Source organism: Rhodococcus sp. P1Y (assembly GCF_003641205.1).
In the GTDB taxonomy this organism is placed as follows: Bacteria; Actinomycetota; Actinomycetes; order Mycobacteriales; family Mycobacteriaceae; genus Rhodococcoides.
The window spans coordinates 854,014-870,629 of sequence record NZ_CP032762.1 but is presented as its reverse complement, the minus strand read 5'-3'; the positions used below and the strand labels follow the sequence as shown (position 1 = coordinate 870,629).

General features: G+C 64.5%; 14 protein-coding genes. 10 read left to right on the top strand and 4 right to left on the bottom strand.

Annotated features, from left to right (window positions below; genetic code table 11):
• Window positions 1-156 precede the first annotated feature (156 nt).
• A complete protein-coding gene (locus tag D8W71_RS04040) occupies window positions 157-492 on the top strand; it encodes a helix-turn-helix transcriptional regulator (RefSeq protein ID WP_236077702.1) in 336 nt (111 codons plus the stop codon).
• 10 nt (window positions 493-502) lie between these two features.
• On the opposite strand, the gene D8W71_RS04035 is transcribed toward D8W71_RS04040, so the two are convergent.
• Together D8W71_RS04035 and D8W71_RS04030 are read right to left on the bottom strand one after the other, a co-directional pair.
• A complete protein-coding gene (locus D8W71_RS04035; protein WP_121111203.1) occupies window positions 503-1,630 on the bottom strand; it encodes a DUF475 domain-containing protein in 1,128 nt (375 codons plus the stop codon).
• Between the two features lie 122 nt (window positions 1,631-1,752).
• On the bottom strand, window positions 1,753-2,328 hold the full coding sequence (locus tag D8W71_RS04030) for a TerD family protein (protein ID WP_121111201.1): 576 nt from the start codon (window positions 2,326-2,328) through the stop codon (window positions 1,753-1,755).
• A 248-nt stretch (window positions 2,329-2,576) separates the two neighbouring features.
• On the opposite strand from D8W71_RS04030, the gene D8W71_RS04025 reads away from it, so the two are divergent.
• The 9 genes from D8W71_RS04025 to D8W71_RS03980 all read left to right on the top strand — a co-directional run bounded on the left by D8W71_RS04025 (window position 2,577) and on the right by D8W71_RS03980 (window position 12,579).
• Window positions 2,577-3,680 (top strand): hypothetical protein, encoded by a 1,104-nt coding sequence (locus tag D8W71_RS04025; protein WP_121111199.1) that lies wholly within the window; start codon window positions 2,577-2,579, stop codon window positions 3,678-3,680.
• A gap of 28 nt (window positions 3,681-3,708) precedes the next feature.
• Complete coding sequence (locus D8W71_RS04020; RefSeq protein ID WP_121111197.1) at window positions 3,709-4,866, top strand: HpcH/HpaI aldolase/citrate lyase family protein; 1,158 nt, start codon at window positions 3,709-3,711, stop codon at window positions 4,864-4,866.
• Complete coding sequence (locus tag D8W71_RS04015; RefSeq protein ID WP_121111195.1) at window positions 4,863-7,190, top strand: phosphoribosyltransferase; 2,328 nt, start codon at window positions 4,863-4,865, stop codon at window positions 7,188-7,190. The genes D8W71_RS04020 and D8W71_RS04015 overlap by 4 nt, the downstream gene beginning before the upstream one ends.
• Window positions 7,191-7,225: 35 nt before the next feature.
• The gene (locus D8W71_RS04010) at window positions 7,226-7,999 is read left to right on the top strand and encodes an HAD family hydrolase (protein WP_121118544.1); all 774 of its coding nucleotides are present in this window, start codon (window positions 7,226-7,228) and stop codon (window positions 7,997-7,999) included.
• A gap of 122 nt (window positions 8,000-8,121) precedes the next feature.
• On the top strand, window positions 8,122-9,471 hold the full coding sequence (locus D8W71_RS27530; RefSeq protein ID WP_201265247.1) for a hypothetical protein: 1,350 nt from the start codon (window positions 8,122-8,124) through the stop codon (window positions 9,469-9,471).
• Between the two features lie 96 nt (window positions 9,472-9,567).
• Window positions 9,568-10,326, top strand: coding sequence for an ESX secretion-associated protein EspG (locus D8W71_RS03995; RefSeq protein ID WP_121111189.1), 759 nt, complete (start codon window positions 9,568-9,570; stop codon window positions 10,324-10,326).
• Window positions 10,327-10,429: 103 nt separating this feature from the next.
• Window positions 10,430-11,029 carry a hypothetical protein gene (locus tag D8W71_RS03990; protein WP_236077701.1) on the top strand — a complete coding sequence of 200 codons (600 nt, stop codon included), beginning with the start codon at window positions 10,430-10,432 and terminating at the stop codon, window positions 11,027-11,029.
• The gene (locus D8W71_RS03985) at window positions 11,029-11,253 is read left to right on the top strand and encodes a helix-turn-helix domain-containing protein (RefSeq protein ID WP_121111185.1); all 225 of its coding nucleotides are present in this window, start codon (window positions 11,029-11,031) and stop codon (window positions 11,251-11,253) included. Before D8W71_RS03990 ends, D8W71_RS03985 begins: the two co-directional genes overlap by 1 nt.
• A gap of 69 nt (window positions 11,254-11,322) precedes the next feature.
• Window positions 11,323-12,579 carry a TerD family protein gene (locus D8W71_RS03980; protein WP_201265246.1) on the top strand — a complete coding sequence of 419 codons (1,257 nt, stop codon included), beginning with the start codon at window positions 11,323-11,325 and terminating at the stop codon, window positions 12,577-12,579.
• On the opposite strand, the gene D8W71_RS03975 is transcribed toward D8W71_RS03980, so the two are convergent.
• Together D8W71_RS03975 and D8W71_RS03970 are read right to left on the bottom strand one after the other, a co-directional pair.
• Entirely contained in the window at window positions 12,570-14,138 is a 1,569-nt protein-coding gene (locus D8W71_RS03975; protein ID WP_442972013.1) for a glycosyltransferase family 87 protein, read from the bottom strand. The genes D8W71_RS03980 and D8W71_RS03975 overlap by 10 nt on opposite strands.
• Window positions 14,139-14,148: 10 nt before the next feature.
• Window positions 14,149-16,587, bottom strand: a complete 2,439-nt coding sequence (locus D8W71_RS03970) for a transglycosylase domain-containing protein (protein ID WP_236077700.1) — start codon at window positions 16,585-16,587, stop codon at window positions 14,149-14,151.
• Between the last annotated feature and the right edge of the window lie 29 nt (window positions 16,588-16,616).

The window sequence follows — 16,616 nt, the reverse complement described above, 5'->3', positions numbered from 1 at the left end:
GGAGGCAGTACGGATGTATTGACTTGTACGGACTCCCTGGTCCAGGTAGCGGAGGGGTGAGAAAGACCAGAGGATCGAACCAGGCGGTCGGGACGCCACGAGGGCGCCGGGGAGTATCCCTCGACGCTTCACCTTCCCGCGAGGGGGTCTTTCGCTGTGATCATCACCCAGACACGTGCACCGTCGTCACGTTCCTCGATCACGTCCCAGCTTCTCGTGACGGGACGGAGAACATCGGATCCCGAACGGGAGGAACGTGTGTACCGCAAGCCGCCGCTGAGCGCCCGTGAGGTGGAAGTGATGATCGCGTGGTTCGCGTCGGATTCGAAGATGGACGCTGCTGCATCGGTCCATATTTCGGTCGGAACGATCAACACCCACCTCACACGGATTCGGCACAAGTACGCCGCAGTCGGACGGCATGCACCGACGAAGGCCGCCCTGTTCGCGCGTGCGCTACAGGACGGCCATACGAAACTCGACGACTGGTGAGATCGAAGCGTCAGACGTGAACGTGGGTGTCGGTGCCCTTGGCCTCGAGCTTTCGGTTCCGCATCACCGAGCTGATGAACGCGGCGCCGATGAAGAACACGCCGACGAGGCCGGTGATGATCTCGTTGATGTGCACTCCGATGGAGACCATCAGAATGATGGCCAGTGCGCCGATGGCCCAGTGCGCGCCGTGCTCGAGGTACACGTAGTCGGACAGCGTTCCCTTGCGAACCAGGAACACCGTGATCGAACGGACGAACATCGCGCCGATGAAGCCGAGGCCGAGGGCGATGATGATCGGGTCGGCAGTGATGGCGAACGCGCCTATTACACCGTCGAAGGAGAAGGAGGCGTCGAGAACCTCCAGGTAGAGGAACAGGAAGAACCCGGCCTTGCCGGTGGCCTTGGCCAGTTGCGTCGGGCCACCCGAGGATGCGGTGGCACCTTCTACTGCGTCGGCGCCTTCTTCACCTTCTTCTTCGATGTGGAACAACTCGCCCAACCCGTTGACGGCGATGTAGGTGACCATGCCGAGCACTCCCGCCACCATGACGGTCGAGATCTTGTCGTCCTCCGCCAGGAACTCGGCGGTGAGAACCAGAATGATGCTGGCGACGACGACGGACAGCTGGTCGAGCCGGCCGATCTTCGCGAGTGGCTTCTCGAGCCAACTGAGCCAGGTGATCTCGCGGTCCTCGAAGATGAAGCCGAGGAACAGCATCAGCAGGAACATGCCGCCGAATGCCGCGATCTGCGGGTGCGCGTCGGTCAGAAGCGTTTCGTAGCTCTTCGAACCGTCCGGGAACGTTGCGGCACCGTCCGCGGGTGGGTTGAGCGCAAGGTCGATCGCGGCGACGGGGCCTAGACCGGATGCTGCCCAGACGATGACGAGTGGGAAAAGCAGGCGCATACCGAAGACGGCGATGATGATGCCGATCGTCAGGAAGATCTTCTGCCAGAACTCGCTCATCCGCCGCAGCACGGTTGCGTTGATGACGGCATTGTCGAAGGACAGGGACACTTCGAGGATGCCGAGGATGAGCACGAGGAACAGCGCTTGCCATCCCCCGTAGAGGTAGGCCACGATCACGGAGACGATCGTGACGCCGATGGACCAACCGAAGATGCGTAGAACCACGGGCGTGTGGCCTTTCTGTAGCCGGCGCAAGATGGGACGAAACGGACCGGGATGAAACGCGAAAACCCCGCTTCATCATGAACGATGAAGCGGGGTTAGGCCCAATCTTGACCAGCGCTTTACTAGACGTTTACTCCGAAATCACGGGCGATTCCGGCAAGACCGGACGCGTAGCCCTGGCCCACTGCACGGAACTTCCACTCGGCGCCGTTGCGGTACAGCTCGCCGAACACCATCGCGGTCTCGGTCGATGCGTCCTCACTGAGGTCGTAGCGGGCAAGTTCGGTCTGGTCGGCCTGGTTGATCACCCGGATGAAGGCGTTACGAACCTGACCGAACGACTGCGAACGCGCATCGGCGTCGTAGATGGAGACGGGGAAGGTGATCGTGTCGACGTTCGGCGGAACTGCCGCGAGGTCGACCTTGATCTGCTCGTCGTCGCCGTCTCCTTCACCCGTGGTGTTGTCACCGGTGTGCTCGATGGAACCGTCGGGGGACTTGAGGTTGTTGAAGAACACGAAATGTCCGTCGCTCAACGCCTTCTTGTCCGCGCCCAACGCGATCGCGCTCGCATCGAGGTCGAAGTCGGTGCCGGTGGTCGAGCGAATATCCCACCCGAGACCGACCGTCACTGCGGTCAGGTTCGGAGCTGCCTTCGTGAGAGAAACATTGCCGCCCTTGCTGAGGCTGACGCCCATTGAGAAGTCCTTTCGCTGTGGATCCCCTGTCGGGATCACCGTAGTCGTCCCAGTGTCCGTTTGCTCACTGTTCGTCCTGGTTCATAACGCCAACGCGCACCCCACGCCGAGAAGTTCCCGTCAGTACTATCGGGCGGGTGACAAGTCGCCGACCTGGACTCTTCCGACGCTCCGGCGGACCGGATCCCAGCGCGCGCGCAGCTAAGGACCGTGCTGCCCAGGACTCGGCCGTCGCTGCGTTCTTGGACATGGACAAGCGCCAGTCGATCGCATCCTCGGGAGTCGACGCCGTTCGCAGCCTGCACCCCGACCGAAGCCTGGCCGACGAGTGGGCTCCTACCGAGAAAGCATGCTTCGACGCCGGCGCGGCCTATCTGGCCGCCGTCGAGCAGTTCGACGGGATCGCGACCGCCCGCGCGCAGGCGGCATTTCAGAACGCGGCCCATGGACTCGGCGAAGCCGCGCAGGCAGTCGACCGCTTCTACTCGCGTCACCGCAGTGAACTGGAACAGGCCCGGTCGGCCCTCGCCGCCACGCCGCGGCTGGCACAGGATGCGAAGTCTCTCGCTGAGAAAGCTCAACTGGCGGTCGCGGAGGCCGATCCTGCATTCGTCGACTACCCGTCGGTTCGCGCCGCATGGCGCGGGGTCGACGACGCGGTGTCGACGCTCGATTCCGCGACGGCCGCAGGCGATGCGCTCGGCGCCAGAACGGCGGCGGCGAGGGTACGAGAAGCTGCCACCGAGCTGGACGAGGCAATCGCCGCTGCACCCGCACGGGCACAGGAGGCACGGTCGGCGCTGGCTTCGGTCCGCACCAGAGTCGAGGCGGTGAACACCCGATTCGACCGTCTCGCACCCGCGTTCTCGGCGCTGCTCAGAGAGTTCAACGCGGCGAGCTCGGCCGACTTGTCGGGCAACGAACGGCTCGCGGCCCGGCACATCGAACAAGCCCAGGAAGATCTGTCGGCCGCACGCGCATCCAACAGCTCGGGCAGTCCCGAAGAAGCACTGGACTACATCGCGCAGGCCCGTGCGCATCTTGCCGACGCCGAACGCCTCGTCGACGCGGTGACCGATCGTGTCGATCTGCTGCGCGAAGTGAAAGCCGACCCAACACGCAAGGAACATTCGGTGCGCTTCACGTTACGAGACGCCCAACAGCTCGCGATCAATCGCGGGCTGGTTGCCGAATGGGGGTCGGTGTTGGATGCTCAGCTGGCTCGAATCGACCGCGCGCACGCAGCATTGACAGGAACACACCCGGACTACTGGTCCTACATCCAAGACCTGGACAGCATTTCCAGATTCATCACCGGGGTGATCGATCGCATGCGCGGTTCGGCTCGCTGATCATCCACTACGGACACTAAGGACCCCCGTGCAGCACTTCAGACATCTCGAACCGGCGGTGGTGGAGCGACTGTTCCTGCGCGCCCCGCAGCCCATCGACACCTCCGGCGACATCGCGGTGATCGCGACGGGCCTCGGAGCGACGCTGTACATGCCCGCGACGCGCGACGACCTCTCCGAGACGCTCGTCAAGCGGAGTTCGGAGGGTGTCTGCTCGCTGGTCATCGACCTCGAGGATGCTGTCGCCGATCACTACCTCGAGCAGGCGGTTGCCAATGCCGTGGACACTCTCGGCTCGCTCGATGTCGCCGATGTGTTCGGTTCGCTCGTATTCGTTCGCACCCGCACCGCTGAGCAGGTACGACGAATCTGCGCTGCGTTGAGTCCCTCGACCAATCTGTTGGCTGGGTTCGTCATCCCCAAGTTCACTGCCGAACGTGGCGGCGAGTTTCTCGACGAAATTGCCGCGGGATCCGAGGCTCTCGGTCGACGACTGCTGGCCATGCCGGTGCTGGAATCGCCCGAGGTCGTGTTCCGCGAGACGCGGGACTCCGAACTCGTCGCGATTCGCGATCTGCTTCATCGGCACAGAGAACGAGTTCTTGCCGTACGCATCGGTGCGACCGACATGTGCGGGATGTTCGGAATCAGGCGCGACCGCGATCTGACGATCTACGACGTCCGGGTCGTGGCCGACGTGATCAGCGCCATCGTCAACCACCTCGGACGCAGCAACGACGACGGCTTCGTCATCACCGGACCCGTCTGGGAGTACTTCGCCGACCACGAACGCATGTTCAGGCCCATGCTCAGGCAGACACCGTTCGCCGAACAGGAGGCTGTTCGTTTCCGCCACCAATTGGTCAGCCACGACCTGGATGCGTTGCTTCGCGAGGTTGCGCTCGATCGCGCCAACGGAATTCAAGGCAAGACCGTCATACACCCGTCCCACGTCACCGCGGTGCACGCGTTGTCCGCCGTCACCCACGAGGAGTATCACGATGCCGTGGACATTCTCGAGTCCGACGCCGGTGGGGTTCGCGCATCCGGCTACGGGAACAAGATGAACGAGCTCGGCCCACACCGGAACTGGGCACGCCAAACGGTGTTGCGCGCCCACGCTTTCGGAGTCACGAACGAAGGGATCACGTTCGTGGACCTCTTGACGGAACTGGCAGGTAGATGAAAAACCCCACCGCCGACATTCGCATCACCCCGAACGGACGCTCGTCGGATAGGTCGGTGGATCAATTGGTCCGACCCGGCTTGCGTCGGAATCCGCGGCGTGCGCACCTCCTGGTGTCCGAGGTTCTGGGCAAACACATTCCGATCGACCCCGCCGTGGTCACCGAAGCCGCAGACACTCTCGCCGACCTGGTGCGCGCGGCGGTAGGTGACTCCGACGTGGATGTCCTCGGTTTCGCCGAGACCGCAACAGGATTGGGCCACGGCGTCGCCGCACATCTCGACGCTCACTGCTATCTGCACTCCACACGTCGAGACGTACCGGGTACCGAGGTGTTCGCGGAGTTCCAAGAGGGACACTCGCACGCGACCGATCATCGACTGCTTCCCACCTCGCCAAGCGTGCTGTCGACCCAGTTGCCACTCGTTCTGGTGGACGACGAGATCTCCACCGGAAGAACAGCGTTGGAGGCGGTGCGTTCCATCCACGCGGTCAGTCCGCGCACACACTACGTGGTGGCCTCTCTCGTCGACATGCGCGCACCCGAACATCACGCCGAATCCAGTTCCGTCGCAGCAGAACTCGGTGTCGTCATCGACAGCGTCAGTCTCGCTCAGGGTAACGTGGCACTCGGCGCGGATCTGATCGAATCCGTCCTCGCCCTTCCCGAACCCGAATACAACCCCGTCGGCCCACGCCCAGGACGTGTGACGCGCGTCGACGCGCACTGGCCTGCCACCGTTCCCGACGGTGGGCGTCACGGCTTTCTCGCCTCCGACGCCACATCGTTCGACGCAGCGGCCTCCGCCGTCGCCGACGTCGTCGCAGAGTCGCTCGACACCAGTCGGCCGGTGATCGTCCTCGGTCATGAGGAGCTGATGCACCTACCGCTCCGCCTCGCATCCGCACTGCAGGATCGCGGCCATCCGGCGCTCTACCAAACAACCACTCGCTCACCGGCGTACGTCCTCGACGACCCCGGCTACCCGCTTCGGCGTGGCTTTCGGTTCCTCGCGCCCGAGGCGGGGGAGGCGGAAGCACGCTACGTCTACAACGCGTCGGGACCCGAGGGCGCACAGATCGTGCTCGTCGTCGACGAACCCGCCGACACCGCGGCGCTGTTCGATCCTGCGGGCGCAGCGCACACCATCGCAGCGTCGGGGTCCGACGTGATGGTGGTCGTCGTGCGCGGCGCGGATCCGGTAGCGCTGACGATGTCCAGGCGTGCACTACCGCTGACCGGCCCCGCATTCGGCTCGTACGCTCCGCACGAGGTCACGTGGCTGCTCAAGGATCTGTCCGCAGTGGCGCTCGAAGCCGATATCACCGAGCGCGAGAAGCTCATCCAGGAAGGTAGCGCGCACTACGCCGAGTCCCTGCCCGTCGAGTATCAGCCCGACGCCGCCTACCGCGAACTGTTCGACAACGTCCTGCACGACAGCGCCTCTCGGCTCGCACTCGCCGTGGGAACCGTCACCGAGCTCGTGCTCGCCGAACGTGGCCACGACATCGTGCTTGCATCCTTGGCGCGGGCAGGAACGCCGGTGGGAATACTGATGCGACGCTGGGCATTCGAGATGCACGGGCTCGAGCTTCCGCACTACGCAGTCTCGATCGTACGAGACCGTGGTATCGACGCGGTTGCCCTGCGATACCTCGCCGATCACCACGATTCACGCTCGGTGGTGTTCGTCGACGGGTGGACCGGCAAGGGTGCAATCGCGCGCGAGTTGTCTGCGGCACTGACCGCGTTCGACGGGGCCGAGTTCAACGACGATCTCGCGGTTCTCGCCGATCCCGGCCATTGCGCGCGGACCTACGGAACCCGCGACGACTTTCTGATCGCGTCTGCGTGTCTCAATTCGACTGTGTCAGGACTGGTTTCGCGGACGGTCCTGAACAGCGAGCTCATCCGGGACGGCGACTTCCACGGTGCCAAGTACTACGCCGAACTCGCCGAGGCCGACGTCTCGAACTATCTGCTCGATACCGTCTCGGCCCAGTTCGCCGGTGTGCGCGACCAGGCGGTGACCGCCGCGAAGACCGTCGAGCGGTCCGACCGAACCCCGAGTTGGAGCGGGTGGGCATCGGTGGAGAAGGTTCGCGAGGAGTTCGGGATCTCGCACGTCAACTTCGTCAAGCCCGGTGTCGGCGAGACGACGCGGGTGCTCCTGCGCCGAGTGCCGTGGCGAGTGCTGGTTCGTGACGCGAACGCTCCCGAACATCGACACATCCGCATGCTCGCCGAGGCAAGAGGGGTACCGGTGACCGAGGTACCTGACCTGGCGTACTCCTGCATGGGACTGATCAAGGACGTCACGTGAGAAGGACGTTCGCATCGGTGGATCTGGACCGGACGATGATCTATTCGGAGTCTGCGCTCGGCTTTCCGATCGACGATTCGGTCACGTGTGTGGAGATGTACGACGGTGGGCCGCTGTCCTACATGACGACGCGGGCCGCCGGTCTGTTGGTCGATCTGACCGCAGACGCCGTAGTGGTCCCGACCACGACCCGCACCATCGAGCAGTTCGAGCGGATCGCACTTCCCGGCGCGCCGTGGCGGTATGCGATCACCAGCAACGGGGGGAACATTCTCGTCGACGGCGAACCTGACAAGTCGTGGCGCAGCAGCTTCGACGGCGTCGAGCTCGAGCTCGTACGCACCGAACTTCATGCACGGTCGACCGGGGACTGGGTTCTGAAGCAGCGCACCGCCGACGATCTGTTCTGCTACCTCGTCGTCGAACCCACCCAGGTTCCGGAGGGCTTTCTCGACGAGTGGTCCCTGTGGTGCGCGGCCCGGGGATGGAACGTGTCCCAGCAGGGTCGCAAGATCTACACGATGCCCGACGTGGTGAGCAAGAGTCGCGCCGTGGCCGAGGTCGTGAGGCGATGTGTCGACGACGGCGTGCTTGATGCGCATCACCTCACCGTCGCCGCTGGCGACGGGGCACTCGACGCCGACATGCTGATCGCTGCCGACCGCGCGATCAGGCCTGCGCACGGTGAATTGCATGCGCTGAACTTCTCACGTCCGAACCTCGATGTCACCGAGTTCTCGGGCGGCAGGGCCGGAGAGGAGATCCTCGAGTGGCTGGGTGAGAAAACCAGGAACGGGGTGGAACCGTAGCGCCGTCGGGTGCGTCCAACTGATAGAGGGGTTTCGGGCGCACTAGGGGGTAGAGCTATGAAGACGCACTCGATTACGGGCGTCATGAGGTACGTCGTCAGATCCGGCGTGAGGATTCCGAGGTGAGCCCGGAGTCCGTCACCCCCGAAGCAGCCATCACCATGCTCCTCTCGCTCGAGAGCATTCAGGGGATGGTCGAAGGGGGCACGCCCAAGGGCCTCGAGATCGGCGGCACGAAACTTCGTGAATTGCAGGAGCAGCTCGGGTACACCGAGCTGCTGGAGAGCAGATCCGTCACCGACGATCCGTTCGAGGTGATGTCCCACGAAGACATCTGGGACAAGGCACACCCGCTCAGCGGCGACGACATCTCTCGGACGTCGAGCAGCTGGCAGGCACTCGGCGTGAATGCAGCAATGGACGCAGGCGCGTTCGCCTTGGCGATTTCGAGGCAGATCGGAACCAACTGGCAAGGGCCCGCAGCAGAAGCCGCCGGTCAAGGGGTAGGTCGGTACGCGAGCTCGGCGGTCGAGCTCAGATTGTCCGCGGACAGTCTGGCGGACAAGGTGCGAGCCACGTTCGACGGCGTCACCGCGACCAAGAGTCAGCTGCCGCCGCCGGTGCCCTACGCAGGGGGCGAAAAGTTCCTCGACGCAGCCAGCTGGCTGGCCAGGACGATCCTCCCCGGTGACATCAAGAGCGTCCAGCACATGCACGAGGAAGCCGAGCAGGCCGCACGCACCGTGATGAAGACCCATTACGCCCCGGCCATTCGTCAGGCGGCAGGGCAGATCCCCGTGATCCCACAGGCGGTGAACCCGTTGAACGGTTCCGAGACGTTTACCGTCCCGGGCGGAGGATGGAGCACCGGACCCGGCTCGGCGGGTGGCGGCACTTACCAGGCGCCGTCGGGTGGAGCCGGAAGCCCGGGCAGCGGTTCGCCCGATGGAAGCGGCGCCGCTCAGGGCACCGCGACCCAATCTGCGAGTTCAGCGCCTCCTCCGTCGACAGGATCGCCTGCGGCTGCGGGCGGCGCGAACACCGCAAACGGCGGCGGCGGGTCGGGCGGGTCGGGCGGCGGAACCGCCAACTCGACCGGCACCCCAGCGGCCGGTTCAACCGGCGGCGGGCTTCTCCCCGGCTCCGCTGGGTCGGGTGCACGCAGCGCGGGCCCAGGCGGAAACGGATCCCGGTTCGGCGGCGGCAGTGGAGGTTCCGGAGGTAGGGGCAGTTCCGGAGGTGGCAGTCTCGGGGGCAGTGGCAGTGGCAGTGGCAGTGGCGCCGGCGGTTTCGGCTCGGGTGCGGGAGGGTGGCTCGGGCCTGAGCGGCCCCTTGGCAGGCGCTGGTTCGGGCGCAGGCGCCTCCGGCGGAGCTCTCGGCGGCGGATCGACGACGGGCCGCGCAGGGGCGGCAGGCATGGGCGGAATGGGCGGGATGGCGCCCGCAGCTGGCCGCGGCGGTGGCGGCGATGACGACGTGCACAAGACACCCGGATATCTGATCGACGCCGTCAACGGCGACGAACTGATCGGCTCACTGCCACTCGTTGCGCCTCCGGTGCTAGGCGAGTGAACAGTCGTCAATGGACGTTCGAGGGACTTCCCTTTCGAATACTGCTGGAACAGGCTGGGCGAGACAGACTTCCGTTCCCGCTCCAGTTTCGGCCGAGCGCCGACTCGGCCGCCGACTACGACCGTCAACGAGACGACGCGGCACACGTAATCGACGCCGTGATGGACGAGGATCTCCGAGCGGCAGTACACACGATCGTCGAACCTCGGGTGCGCGTCGAAGTCGTCGGGCACGTCCGATCCGGTCGGATGGAGCACCGGAAAGTTCGAGCGCACGCCGCGATCGGATACGACTTCGCGGTGGTTCTCACTCAGCAACCGGGAATCGACGACCGGTCCGGGGGAACGATCAGGATGGAATGCGTCGATCCGTTCCGCGGTGTGACCAACGCTCTCGAAGTGCTGCCGCGTGTTGCCGGCGGAGCGAGCCCGAGGATCGAGGTCGACCGACCTCGACTGTCGGTCGACGAACAGGATTCTCCGCTGCACCAGAGTGTTCCGAGGACGAGCGGCGAGGAGCGATACAAGCGCCTGTTCTCGCGCGCCCCCTCGTCGGCCGGTGAGATCTTGGTGTGCGCGGGACCTGCACCGGACAGCAGGCTGACCGAGGGCACGACTGGGATCCAGTGGGTGGATTTCGAGGACGACGGCCGATACATGATCCGTCACACCTCGATCATCAGCGTGATCGGAGCATCCGCTTCCGATCTTGCAACGGAGGTTCGTGGGCTCGTCGAGAAGGCTGCAGCTGGCTGACAGGGGGTTGAAAGCCGGGGGGTGAACGACAGGGGTTGACACCATATCGATTTTCGATACAGTATCGATATTCGTTGTTATCGATTATCGATACGGAGGCGTCATGGCTCAGGGGCTTGGTTCACGCAGAAGCAATCGAATAGTTATGGCGGCCTGGGCGCTCGCCGCCGTCGGGTGGACAGTGTGGCGAGTGGTCGACTACGCCCGTTCGCCCTTCGTCCGGGTATCGGTGGAACCGGTGAGCGGAACACCGCCGATCGAATTGTTCGGTGGTGTCGTTCGAGAAGGAGATGCCGTCGAACTCAGTGTCGCGAAGACAGACGTGGCCAGGTTGATCACATACATCGACGTGTTCCGGTACACCGAGATTCTCGGTGCTCTGGTGTTTCTCCTGCTGCTGATCACGTTCCTCTATCGCTTCTGCGACCGGGTCATCGAGGGTCGTGCGTTCGGGCGTGGGGCGACCGTCGACGTCGCTGCCATCGCCGGATCCCTCGTCCTGTTTCCGTTCGCCGGAAGCATGATTCGGACCATGACGACCAACAGCGTCGTCAGCTCCCTCGAGTTGGGCGACGTCGTGGATACCGCACGAAGCTTCAGCGGACCGCTGTTCGCACTGCTCGTCGCCGCAGGCCTCCAATTCGTTTACGCCACAATCCAACAGGGCTCGAAGCTCGCCAGAGACGCCGAAGGGCTCGTCTGATGGCCGAACCCGTCGACCATCTCGTGTCGTGCCACCTCGGTGCGGTTCTCGACGCCAGAGGTATGACTCTGGCCGACCTGTCCCGGTTGGCAGGTGTGAGCGTGGTGAATCTGTCCGTTCTGAAGAACGATCGAGCGAAGGCAATTCGATTCAGCACGCTGACGGCAGTGTGCCTGGCCCTGAACTGCACACCCGGGGACCTGTTCACCGTCCGAAGGCAGTAGCGCCATTCGGACAAATCCACCCAGTACATTGGTGTGCAAGCATCTGCCATCCGACACGAAGGACTCTCCATGTCTGTTCAAGGCCACTCCTTGACAAAAGGTCAGAACGGCCCGATCAGCGCAGGCGACGTCGTCGTCTCCGTCCAGCTCACCGCACCGGCCGACCTGTCCGCGCTGCTCGTGGGCGCAAACGGAAAAGTCCGCTCCGATGCGGACTTCGTGTTCTTCAACCAACCCACCGGCCCCGGCGTTCGCTTGGTACCTGGTCAGGGCGGACAGCCTGCGCAGCTGGCCGTGTCGCTGTCGCAGATTCCCGCGGACATCGAACAGATCCGCGCGGTCATCACCCTGGAGGACGCGTCGAGCAGCTTCGGCCGTTCCGCGCCTCCGACGGCGTTCGTCAGTGATGGGCAGGGGACCCCACTCTTTCAGTACGCGATCGACGGGCTGAGCAATGAATCGATCGTGATCGCCGTCGAGATCTATCGCCGCGCAGGCGCCTGGAAGGTTCGCGCAGTCGGACAAGGCTATGCGGGCGGGTTCGCCGCCCTGGTAACCGATCACGGTGTCTCCGTGGACGACGCGCCTGCCGCGCAGCCCGCCGCCGCTGCCCCGACGCCACCGCCGGCAGCGCCGACACCACCGCCTGCTGCTCCGGTTGCGGCGCCCGCTGCTCCGGTTGCACCCGCAGGCCCGCCCGAGGTCAGCCTGACCAAGGCGAGGCCTGTCAGCCTCACCAAGGGGCAGAAGGTGACGTTGAGGAAAGACGGCGGCGTCGCGCTGACCGTCATCAGAATGGGGCTTGGCTGGGACCCGGTGCAGGCGCCGAAGAAGTCAGGCTTCCTCGGCGGTCTGGCCGGTGCCGTCAACAAGGGCGGCAATATCGACCTCGACGCCTCGGCGATCATGTTCGCCGGCACCAAGGTCGCCGACGTGGTCTACTACGGCCAGCTCAAAGCGAAAGACGGCTCGATCAATCACCAGGGCGACAACCTCACCGGAGAGGGCGAGGGCGACGACGAGGTGGTGAACGTGGACTTGACTCGGGTTCCCCAACACGTCACGGCCATCGTGTTCACGGTGACCTCGTACCGGGGGCAGACCTTCGAGCAGGTCGCCAACGCGTTCTGCCGCTTAGTCGACGACACGAACAACAGCGAACTCGCGCGCTTCACCCTGCAGGGCGGAATGCCGTACACCGGTCTGGTCATGGCCAAGGTCTACCGCGACGGAGGAAACTGGAAGCTCCAGGCACTCGGTGAAGGCATCAACGCCAAGCATGCAGGTGAAGCAGTACCCCAGCTGGGGCCGTACATTCAGGCTTGATCGAGCGCTTGCCGACGAACGGTTTTGGAGCGTGAACGGACGTCGGGGGCTCGATCGAGTACCCCGCCGTTCGGATCGTCCACACCGAATCGGCGAACCAAATCCTCGCGCGGACGGTAGATCTGGCGAACCACGAGTGCGCACAGTCCGGCGACGGCCAGATCGCGCACCACAACGGTGCCCGTGAACCACTGCTCGGGTACACCCTTGTTACCGACGCCGAGGTAGTAGTACATACGCGGGAACCAGACCAGAGCGTCGATCGTCATCCACGCCAACAGAATTCGTCGATGTGGAAGCGCCAGCACCGCCAGCGGAACCAGCCACAGCGAGTACTGCGGGCTCCACACCTTGTTGGTCAACAGAAAACCCGCGACGACGAGGAATCCGAGCTGCGCGAGTCGCGGCCTGGTGGGCGCATTCATCGCGATGTACGCCACTGCCCCGCACACAGCCGCGAAGAGGGCGAGTGTCACGGCGTTGAGGAAGATCGGTTCGTCGCCGGGATACAGTGTTCCGTCGAACCCGCTCCACCCGGTGAACGACGAGATCACGTTGTAGATCGAGTCCGGATCGGCGCCGCGAACCGAGTTGAGCCGGAAGAATTCGTACCACCCACTCGGATACAACAGTGCGATCGGGAGATTCACCACGATCCATGCGGCGAGGGCAGCGCACGCAGCTTGACCCCATTCGCGCAACTTCCCTGCACGCCAACACAATACGAGCAGCGGCCCGAGCAGCAGCAGCGGGTACATCTTCGCCGCACCACCGAGACCGAGAAGGACGCCTGCCAGCACGGGTCTCTTCTTCCCCCACGCCAGCACACCGCCCGCCGCGAACGCTGTTGCCAGCGCATCGAAATTGGTGAACCCGTGCACGATCACCAGCGGTGACGCCGCGACGATAGCCGCATCCCAGATCCGCCTGCCTGCAGACATCGCGGTGGCCCACACCGTCACCAGCCACGCGAGAGCGAGGCCGATTGCTACGACGTTGAAGTAGACGGCGACCTGCAACGCCTGAGGGAGCCACGAAACCGAATTCCATGTCTTCGCAACGACCATCGACCCGTACTGATAGAGCCCCGACAGCACCGGGTACTCCATGTACCTGATCTGGGTGGTCCCGTCGGCGGCGACTTCCTCCCATGACTTCTTGTACGGGAACGCGCCTTGATCGAGTCGTTCGGCTCCGAAGAGCGGCACGGTATCGGAGTAGCACATCGCCACGTACTGCCTGCTGCCGCTCCAGTCGAGGCCCAGCTCGCCGCCGGGCCCGTTCGGAGCCTGCTGAATACAGCCGGCTTTCGCGAACCAACCGAACGCGAGAAACACCACCGCCAGCAGTAGGAGAACACGTAGCGGAGTCATGAACCGTTGCCGTCCGACCAGCGCATGCTTTCCTGCGGGGCCACCGATCACGCCGGCGAGCTGTGCCGTCGTCGGATCCGTGGTCGCCGGGAGGTCGCGTCGACCGTCCGAGAGAAGAACCGGAGCGGGGGTGACCGGGCTTGCGATTCTGCGCACGCCGCTACGCCCGGATCTTCTCTCGTTCACTCCGGTGAGGCTACCGGGCCGGCACTGGTTCTGGCTGCTGCGCAGGACCCTCCGGTTCCACTGGCTGCGCCGGCTGCGCGGGTGCCAAGCCCGGAAGTGGAATGCTCACGCCCGGCAGAATCTCGACCTGCCGTGGGGTGATGACCACGGGAGGTGAGATCTCGGTCGGAATGGGCAGCGTGATCGGCGGCGGTGCCGTCGTCGTGGCCGTGGTCGATGGCGCAGCGGGAGCCGAATACTGGGGCACACCAGCCTGTCCCGCGATCGGCTCCGGCGTCGGGAACGTCTCGTTGCTCGTTCCCTCCAGCGTGCCGTCCATCGTGTCCTTCCAGATGTCCGACGGAATACCGGAGCCGTAGATCGAACCGCCGTAGCTGTTCTCCAGCGGCAGACCCTGTTCGGTGCCGACCCACACGGCAGTCGAGAGCGACGGTGTGTAACCCACCATCCATGCGTCCTTGTTCTCGCCGGTGTCGCCTAGCTGAGCGGTGCCGGTCTTGGCGGCGGACTGACGTCCACCGGCGAGGTTGTGGCCGTTGGAGTACCCCGCGATCGGACGCATCGCAGCCGTGACGTTGTCTGCGACAGCAGCCGAGGTGACCTGTTGGCCGGGCTCGGCGCCCCGATCGAGCAGGACGGTTCCGTCCGCCGTGACGACCTTCTGCACGAAGTGCGGTGCGTGATAGACACCCGATGCTGCCAACGTGGCGTACGCCGACGCCATGTCGATGACCCGAGACTGGTACTGGCCGAGCACGATCCCGTTGTTCGGTCCGACACCGCCCGGCTCGGTCAGCGTCGGTCCGACGCCTGGAATTTCCTCGGCCACACCGAGTTTGTGCGCCATATCGGCGATCGACTGCGAGCCATTGTCCATGGCCAACTGCATGCGGTAGAAGCTCGTGTTGAGGGACCGCTTGAGCGCCTCGGCGATGGTGCACGTACCGCACGATTCGCCCTCGACGTTGCCGATGGAGATGCCGTTGACCGTCAGCGGCGAGCTGTCGTACATCTGCGAGAGCGGGATGCCCTGATCGAGTGCGGCGGCGAGACCGAACACCTTGAACGACGAACCCGTCTGGAGCCCGGATTGCGCAAAGTCGAAACCGCTGCCGTCCGCTCCGCCGTAGTACGACTTCACTGCACCGGTGCGCGGGTCGATCGACACCGACGCAGTGCGTAGTTCCTCCGGTTCACCCTCCATGTTGGAGTTCACGGCATCGATGGCGGCGGCCTGCGCCACCGGATCGATGGTCGTGGTGATCTGCAGTCCTTCGGTGTTGAGATCCTGTTCACTGACACCAGATGCGGAAAGTTCGCGCAGAACCTGCGCCTTGATCAGCCCGTTGGGTCCGCTGTCGGCCTCGCTCGCGTTCGCTTGCGCGCTGGGGATCCACGGCGGATACACCATCGCCGCACGCTGAGCCTGATCGATGTTGCCCTGGCTCACCATCCCGTCGAGGACGTAGTTCCAGCGCGACTGCGCCCCTTCCGGGTTGAATTCCGGATCGAGCCCGGACGGCTGCTGAATGGTCGCAGCCAGAACTGCGCCCTCCTCGACCGTCAGCTGGTCGACAGGTTTGCCGAAGTACGCCTTCGACGCCGCGGCAATGCCGTACGCACCGCGACCGAAATAGATGGTGTTGAGATACGCGGCGAGAATGTCGTCCTTGGACCACTCGCGCGCCATCTTGGAAGAGATGACGAGCTCGCGCATCTTGCGCGTCAAAGTTCGATCGGAACCGACGAGCGCGTTCTTGACGTACTGCTGTGTGATCGTCGAACCACCACCGGCGCTGTCGCGGCCCAGGACGTTGTCGCGCAATGCTCGTCCGAAACCGGTGATCGAGAAGCCCGGATTGGAGTAGAAGTCGCGATCCTCGGCCGAGAGCACCGCGTTGCGCACGTGCAGCGGGATCTGATCGATCGTCACGTCGGTGCGATTGCCCTCTTCGGGAACGACGCGACCGATCTCGCTGGTGCCGTCGGAAGCGAAAATCGTCGCAACCTGGTTGGTTTTGAGATCGCCGGGACGAGGCACGTCCTGAGTGACGTACGCGACCATGAACACGAGGATCGGGACGATCAGACCCAGCGCGACGAGGGAGTACAACGTTCGACGAACGGTACGCCACCTGGACTTCTTCTTCGTTTTCGCGGCTGAGCCTCTCTCGGGCGGTTCGGGTGGTTCGCTACCCGAAAATTGCGGGGAATCGTTGTCGGGCGGATCGATCGGTGGCGGTGCGCCCGTTCCGCGCCTGGGAGGCGGGATCCGATCCTGACCGCCTGCGCGCGAGTCGGACTGCCAACCGCCCGACTGACCTGCGCCGGGTTGGCGCGCTTCCGGCTGACCTGCGCCGGGTTGGCGCGCTTGCGGCTGACGGGGATTGGGTATCGGTGGGCGGCCAGGGGGCGGCCCGAGCGGGCGCCCCTGGGCGTCACGTCGCATCGGTCCTCCGACTGGGGGAAGTGGGCGAC

Bases quoted from the DNA above. Each gene is read 5' to 3' on its own strand.
- D8W71_RS04030 (WP_121111201.1), bottom strand. From the start codon at position 2,328: ATGGGCGTCAGCCTCAGCAAGGGCGGCAATGTTTCTCTCACGAAGGCA.
- D8W71_RS04025 (WP_121111199.1), top strand. From the start codon at position 2,577: ATGGACAAGCGCCAGTCGATCGCATCCTCGGGAGTCGACGCCGTTCGC.
- D8W71_RS04015 (WP_121111195.1), top strand. From the start codon at position 4,863: ATGAAAAACCCCACCGCCGACATTCGCATCACCCCGAACGGACGCTCG.
- D8W71_RS04010 (WP_121118544.1), top strand. From the start codon at position 7,226: ATGATCTATTCGGAGTCTGCGCTCGGCTTTCCGATCGACGATTCGGTC.
- D8W71_RS03990 (WP_236077701.1), top strand. From the start codon at position 10,430: ATGGCTCAGGGGCTTGGTTCACGCAGAAGCAATCGAATAGTTATGGCG.
- D8W71_RS03985 (WP_121111185.1), top strand. From the start codon at position 11,029: ATGGCCGAACCCGTCGACCATCTCGTGTCGTGCCACCTCGGTGCGGTT.
- D8W71_RS03980 (WP_201265246.1), top strand. From the start codon at position 11,323: ATGTCTGTTCAAGGCCACTCCTTGACAAAAGGTCAGAACGGCCCGATC.
- D8W71_RS03970 (WP_236077700.1), bottom strand. From the start codon at position 16,587: ATGCGACGTGACGCCCAGGGGCGCCCGCTCGGGCCGCCCCCTGGCCGC.